Genomic DNA, 19,873 nt, shown 5'->3' on the forward strand with positions numbered 1-19,873 from the left:
CCGCCAACAACAGATCCCTTGAGTGCGTTCACGCAAAAACGATCACATTATACACAGCTATCTCATTCAGATGCTATCGCTTCCGAAATGGTTTCTAGAGCCTGCTCAATGTTCTCACTATCCAACCAAGTTAAGTCATCCCAGCTGCGTAACCAGGTGATTTGACGCTTGGCCAATTGACGAGTCGCACATACGCCACGAAACACAGCTTCGTCTCGCGTGCACTCTCCGTCTAAATACTCCCACATCTGCCTGTAACCTACGCATCGGATAGAAGGAAGATCCGGATGAAGATCTTTGCGCGCATATAATGCGTTCATTTCATCTTCGAAACCCGCTTCCATCATTTTCTCGAAACGCAGTTCAATACGACGGTGGAGTTCTGCCCTGTCCTTGGGAGCTATAGCAAACTGCTTGACTCGATACGGCAGGCTTTCACCTTTAGTCTGAGTCAACTCAGTAAGAGTTTTACCTGAAATGCGGAAAACTTCCAATGCCCTGGATAATCGCTGAGGATCATTAGGGTGAATTCTCGCAGCAGACACAGGGTCAATCTCTTGCAGTTCATCGTGCAACACCGACCAACCCTTAGTCAATGCTTCTTGTTCAATTTGCTGACGAATTTCAGGGTTTGCAGCAGGAAGAGGTGATAAACCTTCAAGTAATGCTTTGTAATACAGCATTGTACCGCCAACAAGTAACGGAATTTTCCCTTCTGCAACAATATCATCCATCGCCTGTAGGGCATCACGGCGAAAGTCCGCCGCAGAATAGGATTCACTCGGGTCTAAAATATCAATTAACCGGTGAGGAGCTAAGCTCAACTCACGCTCATCAGGCTTTGCGGTACCAATATCCATCCCTTTATAAATCAATGCAGAATCAACACTGATGATTTCAATCGGGAATTTTTGTCTCAGTCGAATCGCAAGCTCTGTTTTACCTGATGCAGTAGGCCCCATTAAAAACAGAGCCAAAGGTAGTTTTTCTGTCATGGTGTTAATTTGGCTATCGTGGCAGAGAAATCAACAGCAGATACAAACTGGGTATCTTTTAATGGTAATTGACCATTTCCTAACTGTTCAAGTTCCGCAATAATTTGAATGGCTTCGGAGAGAGTATAGTGGCTCTTTACTGTCGTTACCTGCACAGCAAGCCAATCGATCATCGCAGACATCATATTAGTCACAGCCTGCTCTCCCCTTACCCAAGTTTGCGCGTAAGATAACAGATCTGGCACCAGTTTTTGTAAGTTTTGTTGACGTAATGGAGCAGGCACACCCATGACCATTAGTGCCTTATCATTTCTGGCTTTCAACTGGATACCAAGCTGAGCAAAGTCTTGCTGGTAATCCTGAGCAAGTTGCACCAAATCCGCATCCAGTGTTATTGATAACGGAACCAGCAATGGCTGCGCTTTTAATGCACCTTCAGATGGCGTTAACTGGCCTTTGGTTCTGTAAAACTCCGCTCGGGACAATGACACCAATGCAACGCCACTGTCACTGCTCATCAGGGCAAACTGATCGTCCACGACAGTTAATGCTTTAGCTAATACAGTAACCTGAGGAGATGCCACTTCTGCATCGGATCTCACTACTGCAGCCTTAGGCACCGCCCCCGGCTCAAAGTCTGGCGTTTTTAATAGCTCATGATAAGCACTGACTTCCTGTTTACTCGGAGCGGGGTCTGCATGGCGCTCTTTGCTGTGTACAGGTTTAGGTGCTGGCTTGGATTCAATCCAATCCGAACGCTGATAAGAATCAGACTGTCTGGCTTCCCTTACTGAAGGGCCAGAGCCAGATCTCTCACGTGGCTTCGCTTCGTAATCTCCCCGACCGGGATACGCAGGCGTATTCTCTATCGCTTGATAAACACACTCCGGAACTGGAGACGAGACCTCTGTTTGTTCCAACGGAGCTTCGGAAGCTGATTGACTTGCCTGGCGGTTCTCGGATGTATCTGAGTGATAAAATGCAGACTCATTGACGTGCGGCTGTTCAATCACAGCGCTTTGCACCAGCGCATCCGATAATGCCTGATAGATAAAATCATGCACCAGTCGAGCCTGATGAAAACGAACCTCATGTTTAGCCGGATGCACATTCACGTCAACCTGATGAGGATCGAGTTCAATAAACAGCACATAGGCTGCAAACTGATCCGGCTTCAGGCTCATTTCATAGCTCTGACGGATAGCATGATTGATCAGCTTGTCGCGCATCATGCGACCATTCACATAACAGTATTGTAAATCGCTTTGCTGACGGGCACCGTCAGGTGTCGTAATCCAACCGTGCAGCTTTAACCCTTGATGCTCAAGCTCAATACGGAGCATATTGCTCACGAACCCATTGCCGCACACAGCAGCGATACGTTTTTCAGTTTGCAGCTGATTTTTTGCCGCTCGGTATTGGCGAATGATTTTGCCGTTGTGACGAACATTAATCGACACATCAAAACGGCTAAGTGCGATACGTTTTAACAGCTCATCAATATGAGAAAACTCCGTTTTCTCAGTACGCAGAAACTTGCGGCGAGCCGGCGTGTTGAAGAAAAGATCCAACACCTCCACTGTAGTACCAATCGGGTGAGCAGCAGGTTGAAGTTTAACCTGCATATCGCGTCCTTCAGAGTAAGCGCTCCAGGCTTCCTCTTGCGCCGCCGGGCGTGAGGTTAACGTCAGTCGGGAAACCGAGCTGATACTTGCGAGTGCTTCTCCCCGGAAACCCAGACTCATGATTGCTTCTAAATCATCTAAGGTATGGATCTTAGACGTTGCATGACGACTTAATGCCAGCCCCAACTCGTCTTTCGCGATACCTTTACCATTATCGCGAACACGAATCAGCTTAGCGCCCCCCCTTCTCAATATCGATATCGATACGGGTTGCACCAGAATCTAAGCTGTTCTCAACCAATTCTTTAATAACAGAAGCCGGTCTTTCTACCACCTCTCCTGCGGCTATCTGGTTGGCAAGCCTGGCTGGCAGAATTTTAATCGTCATAATACGTTAGCGCTCACTTACTTATTTGGGATTATCAACACTTGCCCTACGGCGAGTTGATCTGAGCGTAACTTATTCGCCTGACGAATACTCTCTACGCTTACACCGTACTTAGATGCAATCTTACCAAGGAACTCACCTCGGGAGACTTTGTGTTTTCGGATCGGCTTATCTTTAACGGCAACCGTAATCTTGAGTTTCTGACCAACCCACAACGTGTCCCATTTGAGATTATTTTCGCGGCGAATATCTGAGATCTTCACTTTGTAGTGGTTAGCTATCTTACCTAAGAACTCGCCTGATTTAACTGTGTGAGTAATGGTTTCAGTTTCAACGGTGATCGGCTGGCTCGGTACCTTAATGCTGCCGACGGTAGGAATTCGTAGTTTCTGCCCTACGGCCAAACCGGTCGATTTCAAGTTATTTTCAGCCATCAATGTCTTAGTGCTTGTACCGTATTTGTTTGCGATCACCGACAGTGATTCACCACTCTTCACAATATGCACCATTGGCTTCACTGAAGACGAGAATACTGTTCCCTCTGGTGGATTATCTTTCAGGTACTTAACCACCGCTCTTGATATCGCTTGGGCTAATTTGTCTTGGTGCGCACGCTGGAATAACAACTTCTCTTCAGTAGGGTTAGAGATAAATCCTGTTTCTACTAGTACCGACGGAATTTGAGGTGAACGCAATACCGCCAGACTGGTATTGATCGGCTTGCTGTTGTGTAAATGAGCAACACGTCCCATTTCACCCAGGATATCTGTCGCTAATTTGTAGCCTTCTTTCTGTGAATGGCTGAACTGAAGATCCAGCAAGGTCTGGTTAACATTACGATCTTTGGTATTTGTAACAAAAGCGTTGCCAGAACCACCTAAAAGCTCTGACTGTTTCTCATGATTTTCTACCCAACGAGCAATCTCAGTATTCGCTCGACGTGTATTCAATACGAAAACCGAGCCACCACGAGGTTTTGGTGAAGTAAACGCATCCGCGTGAATCGAAATAAGTAAGTGAGCATCATTTTCACGAGCGAATGCAACCCGTCGGTTAAGGTTAACAAAGTAATCCCCGCTGCGTGTCAGACGAGTTTTGATCCCCGGAGTTGCATTAAGCTGTGCTGCGATCTTGTGGGAGATGCTCAGTACTGCATCTTTCTCATACTTACGACGCGAAGGGCCAATCGAGCCAGGATCCTCTCCACCATGCCCAGGGTCAATAACAATCAACACCTCTTGAGCACGTTTCACGGAACTCATGTCTTTACCGGAAGACGTCGTGTTAGCTGGTTTTGATTCTGCTGCCGGGGATTTTTTACTATGAGGCAGATCAATGACCAATCGATGGCCATATTGCCCGCCAGGTGTCGGGCTTAATTTGAACAGATCGGCACGAACGCTTTTTTTCAACTCAAATACTAAACGGTAGGTGCCTTTCTCTGGTGGCGAGCTTTTTCGAACCAGTTTTAGTACCGGGCTGTCCGAAACAGAAACCGGCAATTTAGCTTGCATGGTGGTGTTTTTCAAATCCACAACCAAACGATCCGGTCCAGACAAAGAGAAATAGGAGTAGTCAGCTTCCGAGCCCAAGTCGATGACAACGCGAGTCTCATCAGGTGAAGGCCAAACCCGGAAACTTTTAACAACGTTAGCCAACGCTAAATTGGGAATAATAAGGAGAAAAGTGGCGACAAATGCCGCCACTACTCTAAATTTTAAAAAACTCAACATAACTCCAGTTTACTGAGTAACTGCACACCATAATCATTATTCGCGATAAGTTCGGCAATACGCGCTTCACCCTGATAGCGAATGTTTACATCAAGATCGGGCTTTGGTAGCAAGCCATGCCCTTTTTCAGGCCACTCAACCAGACAAATTGCATCATCAGTGAAATAATCTCGAATGCCCATGAACTCAAGTTCTTCAGGGTCTGCAAGACGATAAAGATCGAAGTGATAAACTTGCCATTTGTCTAATTGATAAGGTTCAACCAAGGTATAGGTAGGACTTTTAACGTTTCCCTGGTGCCCAAGAGCACGGACAAAACCACGACTGAAGGTTGTTTTACCTGCACCTAAATCGCCATGCAGGTAAATGGTCGTTTGTTGAGAACAAAGTTGAGCCAACGCGGTACCTAACGCGACCGTTTCGTGCTCATCTTTCAAATTAAAATGTTTCGTGCTCATTGATACTTCTCTAACTAATGATCATTGACTATATAAAAATCAAAAGGACAAGAATAGTAAACTGTGTTGGTTTTGGGAGACAAGCTTTCAAATGTCATATATACGAAAAAAGTAACCGGATAACGGTATCTTATTGTCACGCACATCTGTTTCAAGCAATTAAGAGTTTAACCCACACTTTTAAGAATGCAGCGGATTACTAAAGGTTCCACGAGAAAACACATTCGATCTCCAGTTTGTGGTAGCACCAATGTCATAGATCCGTTAAGATCCGCTCCCCTTTTTTTCGGTGGTACACATGAACTACGAACAACTCGCACAACAAATCAAACTTTGGGGAAAAGAGCTCGGCTTTCAGAAAGTAGGGATCTGCGATGTTAATCTTAGCGAACATGAAGCCATGCTGGAAAAATGGCTGGACGCAGGTTATCACGGCTCCATGGACTGGATGGCTCGTCACGGAATGATGCGCGCGAGACCACATGAATTACTACCAAATACGGTACGTGTGATTAGTGCTCGTATGGATTACCTCCCACCTGAAGCGCAATTCGCTTCTAATCTCGCGAATAAAAATCACGCTTATATTAGTCGTTATGCGCTAGGACGTGATTATCACAAGCTAGTGAGAAAACAGCTCAATAAACTTGGTAGATTAATCGAAGAAGAAGTCGGCCAGTTTGGCTACCGACCTTTTGTCGACTCTGCACCTATTTTAGAACGGCCTTTGGCACAAAAAGCCGGACTGGGGTGGACGGGAAAACACTCACTAATTTTAGATAAAGAGTGTGGGTCGTGGTTCTTCCTAGGAGAGTTACTGGTAGATATACCGTTACCCGTCGATCAGCCTAGTATCGACCAATGTGAAAAATGCAAAGCGTGCATCACATCTTGTCCAACTCAAGCGATAGTCGAAGATAAGGTCGTGGACGCTCGGCGTTGCATCTCTTATCTGACGATTGAGTTTGATGGTGTAATTCCAGAAGAATTCCGTAGCGCTATGGGCAATCGTATTTACGGCTGTGATGACTGCCAGCTCGTATGCCCATGGAACCGGTATGCAGAGATCACCGAACAAGAGGATTTCCACCGCCGCGATAGTTTTCAACACCCAGATTTAGTCGATATGTTTTATTGGGATGAAGCAACCTTTTTGAAGAACATGGAAGGCTCAGCAATTCGTCGCATTGGTCACTTACAATGGCTACGTAATATTGCAGTGGCACTTGGCAACGCTGAATACAGTCAGCGAATCATAGATGCATTAACATCTCGTCAGGGGGAAAGTGACTTACTCGATCAGCATATCAATTGGGCATTAACTCAGCACCTAAGTCAACTTCCGGGCGAAGATATTGAATCAATTGAAATCAAGAAAAACAGGCTAATCAGAATTATCGAGAAAGGTCTACCAAGAGATGCTTAGTCGTAGTCTATACACAAAAAAGTGAGAATACTTTTACGCGCACAATCCATGACTTCGTTCTCAATTTTGTAATGTGGAAAAAATTTTGAGATTTAGTAAAAAGTGTGGCTGAGAAAAAAGTTAAACACAATCGTAGTAAATGACTAGGATCAAAAAAAAAACAACCTAATGATCGTATTTTAACGTACTCGATCCAGAAAAACCCACACCAAACCTTTTAAAAACAGCAACTTAAATAAAATTAGAGCACTATTTCTAATATTTCCAAGTGAAAAGATCTTCGTTTACTAACAAAAATTGTCAAGCTAAAAACACTTTATCAACTAACTTATCCACAGAACGTCGTATGTGGATAACTCTGTTAATGAAACATAGCAAAACACTCCGCAAACCAGAATATTCTAGTGTCTTCCGATTCAAATCGTGTTTTTTACACAAACGAAATAGTCCGACATCATATAATGCGGATTAAACTTTAGTTTTAGGGGATTCATGCTTCACAGCAATAATGAAAAGAGCGATGTGGAATTGGTTGCGGGAGCCGAGATTTGTTCCGGGCGGCGCATCCGTCGACAGCCTGAGGGTTATGATAAATAACAATCAAACTATCTTGAAATTGGTTGCGGGAGCCGGATTTGAACCGACGACCTTCGGGTTATGAGCCCGACGAGCTACCAAGCTGCTCCATCCCGCGTCCGTATTTCATTGTTAAGCACAATGAGGGCTATCAAATTGGAGCGACACACGAGGTTCGAACTCGTGACCTCAACCTTGGCAAGGTTGCGCTCTACCAACTGAGCTAGTGTCGCATATTCTCATAAGAGAATTGGTTGCGGGGCCGGGATTTGATCCGGGCGGCGCATCCGTCGACGGCTTGAGGGTTATGATAAATAACAATCAAACTATCTTGAATTTGGTTGCGGGGGCCGGATTTGAACCGACGACCTTCGGGTTATGAGCCCGACGAGCTACCAAGCTGCTCCACCCCGCGTCCGTATTTCATTGTTAAGCACAATGAGAGCTATCACTTTCTATTTAAAAGAAAGTGGAGCGACACACGAGGTTCGAACTCGTGACCTCAACCTTGGCAAGGTTGCGCTCTACCAACTGAGCTAGTGTCGCATATCAACAGCAAGAGCTATTGATTAAATTTGGTTGCGGGAGCCGGATTTGAACCGACGACCTTCGGGTTATGAGCCCGACGAGCTACCAAGCTGCTCCATCCCGCGTCCGTATTTCATTGTTAAGCACAATGAGAGCTATCAAACTGGAGCGACACACGAGGTTCGAACTCGTGACCTCAACCTTGGCAAGGTTGCGCTCTACCAACTGAGCTAGTGTCGCATGTCACTGTTAAGCACAATGAGAGCTATCACTTTCTATTTAAAAGAAAGTGGAGCGACACACGAGGTTCGAACTCGTGACCTCAACCTTGGCAAGGTTGCGCTCTACCAACTGAGCTAGTGTCGCATATCAACAGCAAGTGCTATTGAATAAATTTGGTTGCGGGAGCCGGGATTTGATCCGGGCGGCGCATCCGTCGACGGCATGAGGGTTATGATAAATAACAATCAAACTATCTTGAATTTGGTTGCGGGAGCCGGATTTGAACCGACGACCTTCGGGTTATGAGCCCGACGAGCTACCAAGCTGCTCCATCCCGCGTCCGTATTTCATTGTTAAGCACAATGAGAGCTATCAAACTGGAGCGACACACGAGGTTCGAACTCGTGACCTCAACCTTGGCAAGGTTGCGCTCTACCAACTGAGCTAGTGTCGCATATCAACAGCAAGAGCTATTGATTAAATTTGGTTGCGGGGGCCGGATTTGAACCGACGACCTTCGGGTTATGAGCCCGACGAGCTACCAAGCTGCTCCACCCCGCGTCCGTATTTCATTGTTAAGCACAATGAGAGCTATCACTTTCTATTTAAAAGAAAGTGGAGCGACACACGAGGTTCGAACTCGTGACCTCAACCTTGGCAAGGTTGCGCTCTACCAACTGAGCTAGTGTCGCATCAACAACGTTTCCGCTGTTCAGGGCTGCGAATTATAAGAGCATTTTTTTGTGATGCAAGTCCTTCCTTCAAAAAAAACTTCAAATTTTCTCTAAACGATGAAAAAGCAAGCAAAACAGTTATCAATGACAGGATTTAGATCGCAGCCGTAATCGTTAGATCTTGAAGATCGTCTCGCGATAGTACTTTAACTCAGCAATGGATTCACGAATATCATCCAATGCCAAATGCGTACCCTGTTTTGAAAAACCATCCAGTACTTCTGGCTTCCAACGACGCGTTAGCTCTTTCAGTGTGCTTACATCCACATAACGGTAATGGAAATATTCTTCCAGCTCAGGCATATGTTTGTATAAGAACCGACGATCCTGACCGATGCTGTTACCACAAATCGGCGAAACCCCTTTCGGCACCCACTTTTCAAGAAAAGCGATAGTTTGCTCAATCGCATCTTGCTCAGAAACTTTGCTGTTGCGCACACGCTCAACCAGACCACTTGCTGTATGCGTATTGGTACACCAATCGTCCATTTTCGCCAACTCGTCTTCCGGTTGATGAACAGCAAGCACAGGCCCTTCCGCCAATATATTCAGCTCACTGTCAGTGACGATAGAAGCAATTTCGATGATTTTGTGCGTTTCAGGATCGAGCCCCGTCATCTCTAAATCCACCCAAATCAGGTTTTGATCGCTAAAGGACATGGTTACGCCGCCTATTTGTTTATCGCTAAAAGAGGTACTATACCTTAAAACCGTTGAAACACGATACTCACTAGACTGAGCCAAAAACAAGCTCAATCGTTTGAGTTAATTCACATTAAGTACAGAATTGTGACAAAAAAGAAAAAGTTAACCAAAGGTCAGGTACGACGCGTTCGTAGTAACCAACAAAAACGTCTTAAAAAGCAAGAAGACTCCATCCAGTGGGATGAAAACATGCTTGGCGCCAGTAAGCAGGGTTTAGTGATTACTCGTTTTGGCCAGCATGCTGACATCGAAGATCTGGAAACCGGCGAGGTTCAGCGCTGTAATCTTCGTCGTGGTATAGAATCACTCGTCTCTGGTGATCGCGTACTATGGCGTGAGGGTCTTGAGTCAATGGCAGGAATATCTGGTGTGGTGGAGGCGGTTGAGCCCCGAACATCAGTACTGACGCGCCCTGATTACTACGATGGTCTTAAACCTGTTGCTGCAAACATTGATCAGATGGTGATCGTATCATCGGTCCTGCCTGAACTGTCACTTAATATCATCGATCGTTACCTGGTTGCAGCAGAAACGCTTAACATCGCGCCATTACTGGTTCTTAACAAAGTCGACCTGCTAGAAGCCGGCGATCGAGCGACTTATGAAGAGTGGCTTAAAGAGTACCAACGTATCGGCTATCAAGTTCTGTTTGTCAGTAAAAAATCCGGCGAAGGCATTAAGGCGCTAGAAGAGAAGCTGCATGGTGGTATCAACGTCTTTGTCGGCCAGTCTGGCGTGGGCAAATCCAGCTTAGTTAATGCACTGATGCCTGAATTAGAACAAGAAGTTGAAGAAGGTGAAATTTCCGAGAACTCTGGTTTAGGACAGCACACCACCACCGCAGCACGCTTGTATCACATTCCAACCGGTGGTGATTTGATTGATTCTCCGGGGGTTCGTGAGTTTGGCCTGTGGCACTTAGAAGCCGAAGAAGTAACGAAAGCGTTCGTTGAATTCCGCCCATATCTTGGCGGCTGTAAATTCCGAGACTGTAAACACAATGATGATCCGGGCTGTATTTTACGCGAAGCAGTAGAGAAAGGTGAGGTCAGTGAAGTTCGATTTGAAAATTACCATCGCATTCTCGAAAGCATGGTGGAGAATAAGGCAAATCGTCAATATTCACGCAATAAGAAGGCGGACCTGTAACCGGACAGTTACCGCAACTGTGTAATAATTCTTCACTGTATACTGACAAGCAAATCAAATTTCAGTAACATCACGCGCCCTAAAGCGCGAATCTAATAATAGAAGTATCGGAATTAAAGATGGACAAGATTAAAGTTGGACTGCAGTACTGGATCCCACAACATGGTTTAACTCGCCTGATGGGTAAACTGGCTTCATCAGAAGCTGGCAGTCTGACCACAGCAGTTATTCGCTGGTTTATCAAACAGTACAATGTGAACATGGACGAGGCTAAGCACTCTGATCCTAAGCACTTTAAAACATTCAACGAGTTTTTTGTTCGTGAGCTAAAAGAAGGCGCGCGTTCGATTACTGAAGACGAAGGCGTGATCACTCACCCTGCAGATGCGTGTGTCAGTCAGTTCGGTCCGATAGAAGACGGCCAATTGATTCAGGCAAAAGGTCATAACTTCTCAGCACAAGAACTGCTCGGCGGTGACGCAAAGCTGGCAGAAGAGTTCCAGGACGGGTCATTTGCAACACTATACCTGTCACCGCGAGATTACCACCGTGTACATATGCCATGTGACGGTACACTACGTCAGATGATTTACGTTCCGGGCGATCTGTTCTCAGTAAACCCGTTAACAGCAGAAAACGTACCAAACCTATTTGCGCGTAACGAACGTGTAGTATGTATCTTCGATACCGAGTTTGGTCCAATGGCACAAGTACTGGTTGGTGCAACGATTGTAGGCAGCATCGAGCAAGTCTGGGCGGGCACGATTACTCCGCCACGCGGTAACACAGTCTACAAATGGGACTACCCTGCTGAAGGCAATAAGGCGGTTATCCTGAAGAAAGGCGAAGAGATGGGTCGCTTTAAGCTAGGCTCGACTGTTATCAACCTTTTCGCGAAAGATGCAATCACATTCGATGAAAGTATGGATAATGGTAAGCCAACTGTGATGGGTACTCCTTACGCTCACAAGCAGTAAACCATCAAATAAGTTTAAATTACAAGAACCTCCGCATGCGGAGGTTTTTTATTGACGAAAAACAAAACTCTGTGCGAAATCCGGCCCCTCTTTTACAAACTCATACCTGCCTCTAAGTACATAAAAGCACGATCCATTAATCTGTGCTGATAGACGATGATTTAAAGGGGCAGCCAATGCCAAAGATAAGTGCAAACACACTGGCCAAACTGCTGGTGTGTATTTTGATTCCTCTCGGTGTCCTGATGATGCCGATCGACGCTATTCCTATTGACGATCTCACTTTAATTCAACATCGTCTGCTGGCTATCTTTCTCCTTGCTGCATTGCTTTGGGTGCTGGAGCCTGTACCCGTTTTCGCTACCTCGATTCTGATCATCGCTCTAGAGCTGATCATGATATCCGATAAAGGCTTACATCTATTCCGCAGTCCTCCAGCGGGTCATGACCTCGGTGACTTAATCGCCTACACCGATATTTTTTCCGCCTTTTCATCTCCAATCATCATTCTGTTCATGGGGGGATTTGCGCTGGCGATAGCCGCTTCCAAGTATGAACTCGACAACAACTTAGCCCGAGTGCTTCTCAAACCGTTTGGTACACAACCTAAGTTCATCATGCTCGGTCTGATGCTGATCACTGCTGTATTCTCCATGTTTATGTCCAATACTGCGACAACGGTCATGATGCTGGCTCTGCTCGGTCCAATTGTTGCGTCCGCACCGAAAGGCGATTTAGGCATTAAAGCGCTGGTGCTGTGTATTCCTATTGCTGCTAATACTGGTGGGATAGCAACACCTATCGGTACTCCGCCCAATGCCATTGCGTTGCAATATCTGACCGGAGAAAACAGCATCGACTTTCTGAGCTGGATGATGATGGGCTTACCCTTTGTGCTAGTTCAGCTCACCATTGCCTGGTTTTTACTGCAGAAGCTCTTCCCTTCCAGTGAAGCAGAAATGAAGCTCAAACTAGACGGTACGTTTAAGAGAAGCTGGCGCGCTTATGTGGTCTATGTGACGTTTGCTCTGACAATTTTATTGTGGATGACGACTAAGGCTCACGGGATGAACACCTATGTTGTTGCGATTATTCCTCTGGCCGTCTTTACTTTAACTGGCATCATGGGCAAGGAAGAACTGAAACTGATTAACTGGGACGTTTTGTGGCTGGTTGCGGGTGGTATTGCAATAGGTATCGCTCTGGATAAAACCGGCTTGGCTGAGGCACTTGCTCATGCTATTGACTACGAAGCCCTTTCTCCATTTGCGGTTGTGGTCGCACTCTCCTTAGTCTGTTGGCTGATGGCAAACTTTATGTCCAATACCGCAACGGCTAACTTGTTGATGCCTATCGCTGCGGCTATAGGCGTGTCAATGCCGAGCCTTGCCTCTATCGGAGGGCTTCAAGGCTTACTGGTTGTAGTCGCCTTCTCCGCTTCACTGGGCATGATCTTGCCTGTCTCAACTCCGCCAAACTCGCTGGCTTATTCGACAGGATTAATTGAAAGTAAAGACATGGCAAAAGTCGGTCTTGTCCTCGGCGTTGTCGGTTTGTTGATTGTATATGGAGCTGTTCTTATTCTGTTTTAATTGTTGCGTTTTAGAACCATTACCGGGTCATTCCAGCGAGCTTTAGCGAGACTAGGAATCTATTAACAGCGCTTTGAAAGTCAGGCATTGCCTTGGCAACATAGCGCTCCGAGAGTAGATTCTGAATCACGCTCGTGCCTCGCTGTTCAGAATGACGAGATAAACTGGGATACTTTTTCTTAACAATAACTTGTTCTTTTACATCAATAACATTTCATGCATATTAGTGCCCTCTTCCCGAACCAACAGGATCTCACTCAATCATGGGTTATGAATGGCTAGCACTCTGTGCTGCTTTTTTGTGGGCTATCTCCAGCCTAATCTCCGTCATTCCAGCGCAACACCTGGGCGCATTTTCTTATAGTCGTTGGCGAATGGGGTGCACAGCAGTAATCCTGACTACCATGGCATGGGTAACTGGCGGATGGCTGAGTGTTTCTGTCGAGCATGTTACTCCGATGATGGCATCTGGCTTAATTGGTATTTTTATTGGCGATACAGCCCTGTTCGCGTGTATGAACCGTATGGGGCCAAGACAAGCAGGACTCCTGTTCTCCTGCCATGCAGTATTCTCAACCATATTAGGCTTCTTTTTGTTCAGCGAAAGCATGACTACCATGGAACTGCTTGGATCCGCACTGGTATTTAGTGGCGTGGTGATGGCGATTTTCTTTGGGCGACGAGGGCAAACCAACAACGTTCTCGAAGAGGTAAAAGGCAATATCTGGATTGGTATTGGCCTGGGACTCACAGCAGCGATGTGTCAGGCACTCGGCGGTATCATTGCCAAGCCAGTGATGCAGACCAGTGTTGACCCTGTTGCAGCGTCGGCGATTCGTATGATCAGTGCGTTCATTGCACATTGCTTATTGCTTGTCATCGGAGTCAAAGTCGCCAGACCGACACAGCGTATCACCTGGCGAGTCTTTGGTATTACCGCGTTGAACGGCTTTCTGGCGATGGCCATTGGGATGACACTGATTCTTTATGCACTACGTGAAGGGAATGTCGGCATGGTCGCGCTACTATCGTCAACAACACCTATCATGCTGCTGCCACTGCTATGGATATACACCAAGCGCCGCCCAAACCGATTTGCTTGGTTAGGAGCAGCCTTAGCGGTGATAGGAGCAGGTATTCTGGTACAGTAGTGCCACCAGCAAGACCTAGCAACTTAAGCGAAATACAAAAAAGCCCGAGATTCACTCGGGCTTTCATATTCCATTCTCTAATTAATTACTTAACCAGAATGTCACCAGACATTTCTGCAGGAATTTCTAAGCCAGACAGAGAAAGCATGGTTGGCGCAAGGTCAGACAGTTTACCGCCTTGTTTAAACTCAACCGCTTTGTCACCCACGTAGATTAGTGGTACTGGCAGGTTAGTGTGCGCAGTGTGAGTACCGCCAGTTTCAGGGTCAACCATCATCTCTGCGTTACCGTGGTCAGCAGTAATAAGTAGTTGGCCACCAACTTCTTTGATCGCTTCAACCACTTTACCAACGCTTTCATCTAGTGCTTCGATAGCTTTTTCTGCCGCTTCGTAAACACCAGTGTGACCAACCATATCTGCGTTCGGGTAGTTACAGATGATAGTGTCGTACTTGCCAGATTTGATAGCCGCAACTAGCTTCTCAGTTAGCTCTGGAGAACTCATTTCTGGTTGAAGGTCGTAAGTCGCTACTTTTGGAGAAGCAACTAGCTGACGTTCTTCGCCTTCGAATTCGTTCTCAACACCACCGTTGAAGAAGAACGTTACGTGTGCGTATTTCTCTGTTTCAGAGATACGTAGCTGAGTTTGACCTTGCTTAGATAACCACTCACCGTAAGTATTTTCCAGAGATGCAGGTGGGAATGCTGTCGCCAGAGGGATATCTGCCGCGTATTGAGTCAGCATTACAAAGTTGATTGCCGGGAATGCAGCGCGCTCGAAGCCGTCAAATCCAGGAACGAATGCACGAGTAATTTGACGAGCACGGTCAGCGCGGTAGTTCATGAAGATAACCGCATCGCCATCTTGCATAACTGCGTCTTCTTGGCCTTCTGCCTTAATTGCAGTCGCTTTTACGAACTCATCATTTTCTTCGCGAGCGTAAGCCGCCTCAAGACCAGCTACTGCCGTTTCTGCAGTGAACTCTGCTTTCGCCTGAGTTAGAAGATCGTAAGCTACCTGAACACGTTCCCAGTTGTTGTCACGGTCCATTGCGTAGTAACGACCAACCAGAGAAGCAACACGGCCTTTACCTAGTTTCGCAAACAGGTCCTGGAAACGTTGCAAAGAATTTTGTGCGCTGCGTGGCGGCGTATCACGACCGTCCAGGAAGCAGTGCAGGTAGATTTTTTCAGCGCCACGTGCTGCCGCCATTTCAACTGCCGCGTAAATATGGTCTTCGTGAGAGTGTACGCCACCCGGAGACATCAGCCCCATGATGTGTACCGCTTTTTCTGCTTTCACAGCAGCGTCGATAGCTTCAACCAGAGCTGGCGTCTGTGCAAACTCGCCGTCAGCGATAGACTTAGTGATACGAGTTAGATCCTGGTATACAACGCGACCTGCGCCAATGTTAGTGTGACCAACTTCTGAGTTACCCATTTGACCGTCAGGAAGGCCAACATCCATACCTGATGCAGAGATTAGAGTGTTTGGGTTGTTCGCAATCAGTGCATCCATTACTGGAGTTTTCGCATTTGCAATTGCGTTACTTGCTGTGTCTTCACGGTAACCGTAACCGTCAAGGATAACTAGAGCCAATGGCTTCTTAGCTGACATAGTGATGACCTCATCAAATTTAGTAACTTTTGGCGTAGGACTTAGCTGCCCCATCTAACCTTGAAACAAAACTAGCGTAATTTTACTACACTTTTTAACCAAAACTGTAGGTTAAGATCAAATAATGTTTGCGATTTATTGTTGCTATCTTACAGTTTAGCGAGCAACGTAACTTTGTCAGCAAACCTATTCAACAAGCATAGTCACTTTCAAGACGCTTTGTACGACCGCCGAATTACTTTGGTGAAAAACTTTCAATTCGTGTTCATTGTGCGCTTTTACGAGCGGAAGAAAAGTCGATTACACCGATTAGACTGATAGGAGTCAGTGATAATAAATTGTCGAGAACAACAAGTGTGGACGCAGCCCAAGGCAAGCGCTGAGATCTCAATTATTCGTTAGAAAATTTTAACCCTCTCGCCTAAGAGACCTAACCTCGCTATACTTCTGCTTTATTTTTCCGCCAACAGTGCAAGAGCTCAAGACATGCAAGAGTACATTCAATTTTTCCAACAGAACATGATTCTATCTTTGGTTTGGGTAGGTCTTCTTATCGCATTAATCATGAATATCGTGAAGTCAGCAACGGCTGCGTATAAAGAAATCAACGTAAACCAGCTGACACACCTGATTAACCGCGAAAACGGTGTTGTGGTGGATATCCGTACCAAGGATGAATACAAAAAAGGTCATATCACCGACTCACTTCACATTTTGCCGTCAGACATCAAAGCGGGTAGCTTCGGTAGCCTTGAAAACCATAAATCCGACCCAATCATCATAGTATGCAAGACGGGCCAAACCGCTCAGGAGAGCGCAAACCTACTGGCAAAAGCAGGCTTTACCAATGTAAGCCTACTGAAGAGCGGTTTGATTGCATGGAACGAAGCGAACCTTCCTTTGGTACGTGGTAACAAAAAATAAGGTTCACCTTCATCGCAATTAGAGCCTCGTGGATTATAAACTGAGCAAATAGAAAGCAGTTGAAGTCTTAAGTTGTGACGCTTTGCACGTAATACACGCTTCATCTAGTCAAGGTAGACTTGCTCAGTTAGTCTCAGGACAAACCAGTTTTCTGGGTTTAGGCGTTCTAAACCCAATAAATATTTATTTAAGGATTTAAAAATGGCTGAAGCTACACCACAAGACGCACAACAAAACTTCGCAATTCAACGTATCTTTCTGAAAGACGTATCTTTCGAAGCTCCAAACTCTCCAGTAGTGTTCCAAAAAGAATGGAACCCAGACGTTAAACTAGACCTAGACACTCAAAGCCGTGAGCTGGGTGAAGGCGTTTACGAAGTTGTTCTGCGTCTGACAGTTACTGTTAAGAACGAAGAAGAGAATGCGTTCCTATGTGAAGTTCAGCAAGGTGGTATCTTCACAGCTGAAAAAATGGAAGCTGGTCAGCTAGCGCATTGCCTGGGCGCATTCTGTCCTAACATCCTATTCCCATACGCTCGCGAAACTATCTCAAGCCTAGTAGTGAAAGGTACGTTCCCGCAACTGAACCTAGCGCCAGTTAACTTTGACGCGCTATTCATGAACTACCTGCAACAGCAAGCTCAACAAGGTGAAGGCGAAGCTGAAGCGTAATTCACATTTGTAAGTGACGTAATATGTTCAACACAGCTTAATGCGTCACCTACCCAAGAAAATGCACAAAGCATCCTCTTAGTGATGCAATGTGCATTTTTTATTTCTGATTAGTTCTTAGGGTCTGTTGACCTTTCGAGCTGATTTTCGCAGCAGTTTGTGGGTTCTTTATACAAGGCAGAGGCTTTGAAATGTAGTTGACCTACCTGATAAGCCGATAACGCAGTAAAAAGGAACCACAAACGCTGCCCGAAGGGTTCGGCTAAAAGCGTTTTACTCTTTGTTGAGAGGTGTTTTGCTTAGAATGACTAGGCTACAACCCTCTCGCCGCGATTAAAACGCTTTTATCTCGAACAAAATTTAACCTCGAAAGGTTAACAGACCCTAGTTCCTAGCCTCTAGACAGCGTAAAATCTGGCGATTATGAACTAGATTCTACTAGTAGAAAGACTATTAGGCGGCAGCATGACACAAACAAAAACAAATAGTGCTTACGGCAAAGATATCGCAATGACGGTAATCGGCGCAGGTTCTTACGGTACCTCGCTGGCAATTTCTCTGGCGCGTAACGGTGCCAACGTCATCCTTTGGGGTCACGAACCAGAGCACATGGCGCGCCTGGAAGCGGATCGTGCCAACCACGAATTTTTGCCTGGCATCGATTTTCCTGAAAGTCTGATTATTGAATCCGATTTAGAAAAAGCAGTTCAGGCAAGCCGTGACTTATTGGTAGTAGTCCCTAGTCACGTATTTGGCATCGTATTAAAAAGCTGCAAGCCTTTCCTGCGCGATGATACTCGTATCTGTTGGGCGACCAAAGGTCTGGAACCAGAAACTGGCCGTCTGCTTAAAGAGGTAGCCTTCGACATCATCGGTGAGAATTACTCACTGGCTGTACTGTCAGGGCCGACCTTTGCCAAAGAACTTGCGATGGGCTTACCAACTGCAATTTCAGTGGCCTCACCAGACGCACAGTTTGTCGCGGATCTGCAAGAAAAAATCCACTGCAGTAAAACCTTCCGTGTATACGCAAACGACGATTTCATCGGCATGCAGCTAGGTGGCGCTGTGAAAAACGTAATCGCGATTGGCGCGGGCATGTCTGATGGTATTGGTTTTGGCGCGAATGCCCGTACTGCGCTTATCACCCGTGGCCTGGCAGAAATGAGCCGTTTAGGTGCCGCGCTTGGTGCGAAACCAGAAACCTTCATGGGTATGGCTGGTTTAGGTGACCTAGTACTCACTTGTACCGATAACCAGTCACGTAACCGCCGTTTTGGTCTGGCATTAGGTCAGGGCAAAGATGTCGATACCGCACAAGAAGAAATTGGTCAGGTTGTAGAAGGTTATCGCAATACCAAAGAGGTCTGGATGCTATCCCAGCGTATGGGCGTAGAAATGCCAATTGTTGACCAAATTTATCAAGTGCTGTATCAAGGAAAAGACGCGCGCCTGGCAGCGCAAGATTTACTTGCCCGTGATAAGAAGTCAGAAGGCAAATAGCACTCTAACACCTCATCTGAGAAGAATATAAGTTGTCGGGTCACGGAAGAAGAACCACTCAGGATTTTGAGAATGAAACACTGCGAAAAACAGAAAGTCTGGGACAGAATTGTTTCAGAAGCACGCGAAATGTCAGAGCAGGAGCCGATGCTGGCCAGCTTTTACCATGCAACGATCATCAAGCATGACAGTTTGTGTTCGGCTCTGAGTTACATTCTGGCTAATAAACTAGACACAGCATCCATGCCTGCCATGGCAGTGCGGGAAGTGATTGAGGAAGCCTTTGCTGCTGACCCAAGCATTACCGACTGCGCAGCATGTGATATTTGTGCAACGGTTAACCGTGACCCAGCGGTTTCTATGTACTCAATGCCACTGTTGTACCTGAAAGGCTACCACGCACTGCAAGGCTACCGCGTAGCAAACTGGTTGTGGTCGCAAGGCCGTCATGCACTGGCGACCTATCTGCAAAACCAGATCTCCGTCGCGTGTCAGGTAGACATTCACCCGGCAGCACGCATTGGCAGTGGTATCATGCTTGACCATGCTACCGGTATCGTCATCGGTGAAACTGCCGTAGTAGAGAACGATGTATCGATCCTTCAGGACGTCACCTTAGGTGGTACAGGTAAAGAGTGCGGTGATCGTCACCCGAAAATTCGTGAAGGCGTAATGATCGGTGCGGGTGCCAAAATTCTTGGTAATATCGAAGTCGGCGAAGGCGCTAAAATTGGTTCTTGCTCTGTGGTGTTACAAGCGGTTCCGCCGCACACGACAGTAGCGGGTGTACCTGCGAAAATCGTGGGCCGTCCAAAAACGGAAAAACCATCACTCGATATGGATCAGGGATTTAATGGCAAATCTCAAAGTTTTATCCATGGAGATGGTATTTAATCG

The 19,873-nt window shown here is 46.3% G+C and carries 14 protein-coding genes, 11 tRNA genes and 1 pseudogene; 9 read left to right on the forward strand and 17 right to left on the reverse strand.

Annotated features, from left to right (window positions below; translation table 11 throughout):
- Window positions 1-62: 62 nt before the first annotated feature.
- The 4 genes and pseudogenes from miaA to tsaE form a co-directional block, all read right to left on the reverse strand.
- A complete protein-coding gene (miaA, locus tag KHN79_RS12810) occupies window positions 63-995 on the reverse strand; it encodes a tRNA (adenosine(37)-N6)-dimethylallyltransferase MiaA (RefSeq protein WP_182011618.1) in 933 nt (310 codons plus the stop codon).
- Window positions 992-3,008: pseudogene (mutL, locus tag KHN79_RS12815) on the reverse strand (DNA mismatch repair endonuclease MutL). Before mutL ends, miaA begins: the two are co-directional and overlap by 4 nt.
- Before the next feature lie 17 nt (window positions 3,009-3,025).
- Window positions 3,026-4,741: an N-acetylmuramoyl-L-alanine amidase gene (locus KHN79_RS12820; RefSeq protein ID WP_182011617.1), complete on the reverse strand. Its 1,716-nt coding sequence runs from the start codon at window positions 4,739-4,741 to the stop codon at window positions 3,026-3,028.
- Complete coding sequence (tsaE, locus tag KHN79_RS12825) at window positions 4,735-5,199, reverse strand: tRNA (adenosine(37)-N6)-threonylcarbamoyltransferase complex ATPase subunit type 1 TsaE (RefSeq protein WP_182011616.1); 465 nt, start codon at window positions 5,197-5,199, stop codon at window positions 4,735-4,737. Before tsaE ends, KHN79_RS12820 begins: the two co-directional genes overlap by 7 nt.
- Window positions 5,200-5,497: 298 nt before the next feature.
- Here tsaE and queG point away from each other — a divergent pair, with 298 nt between their 5' ends.
- The gene (gene queG, locus KHN79_RS12830; protein WP_182011615.1) at window positions 5,498-6,625 is read left to right on the forward strand and encodes a tRNA epoxyqueuosine(34) reductase QueG; all 1,128 of its coding nucleotides are present in this window, start codon (window positions 5,498-5,500) and stop codon (window positions 6,623-6,625) included.
- 617 nt (window positions 6,626-7,242) lie between these two features.
- On the opposite strand, the gene KHN79_RS12835 is transcribed toward queG, so the two are convergent.
- From KHN79_RS12835 to orn, 12 genes are all read right to left on the reverse strand, one after another.
- A tRNA-Met gene (locus tag KHN79_RS12835) sits at window positions 7,243-7,319 on the reverse strand.
- 39 nt (window positions 7,320-7,358) lie between these two features.
- Window positions 7,359-7,434: transfer RNA gene (locus KHN79_RS12840), tRNA-Gly, on the reverse strand.
- Between the two features lie 105 nt (window positions 7,435-7,539).
- Window positions 7,540-7,616 (reverse strand) — tRNA-Met (locus KHN79_RS12845).
- Between the two features lie 55 nt (window positions 7,617-7,671).
- Window positions 7,672-7,747 (reverse strand) — tRNA-Gly (locus tag KHN79_RS12850).
- Window positions 7,748-7,777: 30 nt separating this feature from the next.
- A tRNA-Met gene (locus tag KHN79_RS12855) sits at window positions 7,778-7,854 on the reverse strand.
- A 39-nt stretch (window positions 7,855-7,893) separates the two neighbouring features.
- A tRNA-Gly gene (locus tag KHN79_RS12860) sits at window positions 7,894-7,969 on the reverse strand.
- A 50-nt stretch (window positions 7,970-8,019) separates the two neighbouring features.
- A tRNA-Gly gene (locus tag KHN79_RS12865) sits at window positions 8,020-8,095 on the reverse strand.
- Window positions 8,096-8,213: 118 nt separating this feature from the next.
- Window positions 8,214-8,290, reverse strand: a tRNA-Met gene (locus KHN79_RS12870).
- 39 nt (window positions 8,291-8,329) lie between these two features.
- Window positions 8,330-8,405, reverse strand: a tRNA-Gly gene (locus tag KHN79_RS12875).
- A gap of 30 nt (window positions 8,406-8,435) precedes the next feature.
- Window positions 8,436-8,512, reverse strand: a tRNA-Met gene (locus KHN79_RS12880).
- Window positions 8,513-8,567: 55 nt separating this feature from the next.
- A tRNA-Gly gene (locus KHN79_RS12885) sits at window positions 8,568-8,643 on the reverse strand.
- A 156-nt stretch (window positions 8,644-8,799) separates the two neighbouring features.
- The gene (gene orn / locus KHN79_RS12890) at window positions 8,800-9,345 is read right to left on the reverse strand and encodes an oligoribonuclease (RefSeq protein WP_182011377.1); all 546 of its coding nucleotides are present in this window, start codon (window positions 9,343-9,345) and stop codon (window positions 8,800-8,802) included.
- 129 nt (window positions 9,346-9,474) lie between these two features.
- Here orn and rsgA point away from each other — a divergent pair, with 129 nt between their 5' ends.
- The 4 genes from rsgA (at window position 9,475) to KHN79_RS12910 (ending at window position 14,259) form a co-directional block, all read left to right on the forward strand.
- Complete coding sequence (rsgA, locus tag KHN79_RS12895; RefSeq protein WP_182011376.1) at window positions 9,475-10,539, forward strand: small ribosomal subunit biogenesis GTPase RsgA; 1,065 nt, start codon at window positions 9,475-9,477, stop codon at window positions 10,537-10,539.
- Between the two features lie 119 nt (window positions 10,540-10,658).
- Window positions 10,659-11,516 carry an archaetidylserine decarboxylase gene (gene asd / locus KHN79_RS12900; RefSeq protein ID WP_182011375.1) on the forward strand — a complete coding sequence of 286 codons (858 nt, stop codon included), beginning with the start codon at window positions 10,659-10,661 and terminating at the stop codon, window positions 11,514-11,516.
- A 176-nt stretch (window positions 11,517-11,692) separates the two neighbouring features.
- A complete protein-coding gene (locus KHN79_RS12905; RefSeq protein WP_182011374.1) occupies window positions 11,693-13,108 on the forward strand; it encodes an SLC13 family permease in 1,416 nt (471 codons plus the stop codon).
- Between the two features lie 263 nt (window positions 13,109-13,371).
- Window positions 13,372-14,259 carry a DMT family transporter gene (locus KHN79_RS12910; RefSeq protein WP_182011373.1) on the forward strand — a complete coding sequence of 296 codons (888 nt, stop codon included), beginning with the start codon at window positions 13,372-13,374 and terminating at the stop codon, window positions 14,257-14,259.
- An 85-nt stretch (window positions 14,260-14,344) separates the two neighbouring features.
- Here KHN79_RS12910 and gpmM read toward each other — a convergent pair whose 3' ends face one another.
- A complete protein-coding gene (gene gpmM / locus KHN79_RS12915; RefSeq protein ID WP_182011372.1) occupies window positions 14,345-15,877 on the reverse strand; it encodes a 2,3-bisphosphoglycerate-independent phosphoglycerate mutase in 1,533 nt (510 codons plus the stop codon).
- Between the two features lie 486 nt (window positions 15,878-16,363).
- Between gpmM and KHN79_RS12920 the strand changes: the two genes are divergently transcribed.
- The 4 genes from KHN79_RS12920 to cysE all read left to right on the forward strand — a co-directional run bounded on the left by KHN79_RS12920 (window position 16,364) and on the right by cysE (window position 19,870).
- Window positions 16,364-16,801: a rhodanese-like domain-containing protein gene (locus tag KHN79_RS12920; RefSeq protein ID WP_182011371.1), complete on the forward strand. Its 438-nt coding sequence runs from the start codon at window positions 16,364-16,366 to the stop codon at window positions 16,799-16,801.
- Between the two features lie 201 nt (window positions 16,802-17,002).
- A complete protein-coding gene (gene secB, locus KHN79_RS12925; protein ID WP_182011370.1) occupies window positions 17,003-17,473 on the forward strand; it encodes a protein-export chaperone SecB in 471 nt (156 codons plus the stop codon).
- Between the two features lie 465 nt (window positions 17,474-17,938).
- Entirely contained in the window at window positions 17,939-18,976 is a 1,038-nt protein-coding gene (gpsA, locus tag KHN79_RS12930; protein ID WP_182011369.1) for an NAD(P)H-dependent glycerol-3-phosphate dehydrogenase, read from the forward strand.
- A 72-nt stretch (window positions 18,977-19,048) separates the two neighbouring features.
- Entirely contained in the window at window positions 19,049-19,870 is an 822-nt protein-coding gene (cysE, locus tag KHN79_RS12935) for a serine O-acetyltransferase (protein WP_182011368.1), read from the forward strand.
- Window positions 19,871-19,873: the final 3 nt, after the last annotated feature.

The organism is Vibrio sp. B1FLJ16 (assembly GCF_905175385.1).
Taxonomy (GTDB): Bacteria; Pseudomonadota; Gammaproteobacteria; order Enterobacterales; family Vibrionaceae; genus Vibrio.